This window comes from Winogradskyella ludwigii (genome assembly GCF_013403985.1).
Taxonomy (GTDB): Bacteria; Bacteroidota; Bacteroidia; order Flavobacteriales; family Flavobacteriaceae; genus Winogradskyella; species Winogradskyella ludwigii.
Genome location: NZ_JABFDF010000019.1, coordinates 1 through 2,000 on the forward strand (window position 1 = coordinate 1; position 2,000 = coordinate 2,000).

Sequence of the window (2,000 nt, forward strand, 5' to 3'; positions counted from 1 at the left end):
TGTTATTTCCTCAAGTTCTTTCTTCATTACTTTCAATTTGTTTTTTAGAGTGCCGTTCGTAAATTACTGGCAACGTGTTTGTATATGGTTTGTTGCGTGGTTTAAGCACCTAATTTAGTAAATAATTACCGACCAAGAAAGTCCGCGAGGACTTTCGTAAGGAAGCAAGAAGCCAGCAATAAATTATATACGGTGTTGTAAAACGTTTTATTCATTTTCTTTATTTCCAAATGTGTATTTAAATTCTCCTTCGAATATGACATATTTATGTGCATTCCTCATAATCTTTTGTTGAATATCAAAATTTTGGTCGTCAGTTGCATTGTAAATTTGATTAGTTGCATAACTGCGTAATTCGTTCACTTTATCATCTGAATTTTCAAAATGTAAATAAGCTAAATATTTCGGGTTTATCGGAAAGTAAACTTCACTTTCTTTTTGCATAATTTCCAATCTTGCAGTTCTATTTTCTAAAATGACAGGATTGTCAGATGTAAACCAAGGTTTTCCTTCTTGTGCTTGTATAATTACAATTTCGTAATGTCCAATTCTACGAAGCAAATGGTCTGTAAAGAACATTAATGCTCTATTAACAATTTCTTCAACTGGACTATCAACCATTTTCCTGAAAAAATCTTTATATTCAAGGTCTTCAAAACTTTCAGCGAGATGTGCGCAAATTACTTTTAAAAAATTTTCTTTGGCATCAGATTCCAAAATGTGAATTACAAAAGCTCTCCAAGTGTCACTTCTTGCTATGAAATTTGGAATTAATTGCAATAATACAGCATAAGATTTTTCGCTTAATTTTTTGTCATTTTCTAAATCAGTAACAATATCATTGTATTCATTCTCAATATCACAATTCAATCCTTCAAAAATTCTTTCTATTTCAGGATTTTCACTCTCTATATCATAGATATTTGTTTCTGCCAAAAATTTTTTAATACTTTTTTGTCTTATGAACTTTTCGCCAAGTTTTAAAACTGAAACTTTATTTTGTTCGTGAAATTTATATCCAAATTGCTTTAGATAAACTTGCGGTACTTTATGTTGATTTTGGTTGGCAGGTCGTTTCATAAATGTTTTACAACGTGTTTGTGTATGGTTAGTTGCGTGGTTTAGCAACTAAGTTAGTAAACTTTTACGAACCCGTGAATATTCCGCAGGAATATTCGCAAGTAGAGAAGAATACAGCAATTAATTATACACGGTGTTGTAAGTAGTTATTTATTTCTACTATATTTTGATATATCAACGTTGCCTGCTTTAAAAACACCTTTTTTTATTTGCTTATTAATTTCAGCTATTGATTTGTCAAACTCTTCAGGGTTTTCAAAAGTTGAACTTATGTAAGGTCCAGTTTCTATTCCGCTTGGTCCAGTCCATCCTAACTTAATGTTTGAATAAAGCTCTTTTCCTATTTTGAACCATAAGTTGTTTAAATCTTCGTTAACTTTTTCTGTCAGCTTAAATTTAGTAGAAACTTTAGTATACTTTTTGGGAATAGGATATCTACCCCAATATGGTATTGCATCTGACAAAATCGACAATAATTTTCTTTCATTTTTATCAAATGATATTGAATCAATTTTGTCAACAAGTATTTCTAAATTATGATTTGAACTTATTTCAGGTGATATTTTTCCATCAGAAACATAAGAGTTATTTTCAGATATTATGAGTCCTTTCAATATGTTTTCAATTGAAAACCCATAATTTAAAAAGTAACCTCTTTCAAGTCTTAAACCTTTTTCGTTTTCAGGATATCTATTAATTTCAGTTACTGAATTAGAGAAGATGAGTTCTGCAATTTCTTTTAGTTCCTCTGAATAGTCTAACCAAGAAGTAGGAGCAGAGTCAACATCAAAAGTATATTGTTTATTATGTTCAAATTTCCCCATTAGATTGGCTAATTACTTACAACGTGGTTGTGTATGAGTTAGTTGCGTGGTTTGGCAACTAAGTTACTAAATATTTACCGAATAGAAAATCCGAGA

At 30.2% G+C, this 2,000-nt stretch carries 2 protein-coding genes; both read right to left on the minus strand.

All coding sequences use genetic code 11. The annotated features are described in order from the left end of the window. Nucleotides 1-207 precede the first annotated feature (207 nt). Complete coding sequence (locus tag HM981_RS17340) at nucleotides 208-1,080, minus strand: DUF4238 domain-containing protein (protein WP_179340061.1); 873 nt, start codon at nucleotides 1,078-1,080, stop codon at nucleotides 208-210. A gap of 146 nt (nucleotides 1,081-1,226) precedes the next feature. Beyond that, nucleotides 1,227-1,904: a hypothetical protein gene (locus HM981_RS17345; protein WP_179340062.1), complete on the minus strand. Its 678-nt coding sequence runs from the start codon at nucleotides 1,902-1,904 to the stop codon at nucleotides 1,227-1,229. Between the last annotated feature and the right edge of the window lie 96 nt (nucleotides 1,905-2,000).

Coding starts and splice junctions, on each gene's coding strand:
- HM981_RS17340 (WP_179340061.1), bottom strand. CDS start 1,080: ATGAAACGACCTGCCAACCAAAATCAACATAAAGTACCGCAAGTTTAT.
- HM981_RS17345 (WP_179340062.1), bottom strand. CDS start 1,904: ATGGGGAAATTTGAACATAATAAACAATATACTTTTGATGTTGACTCT.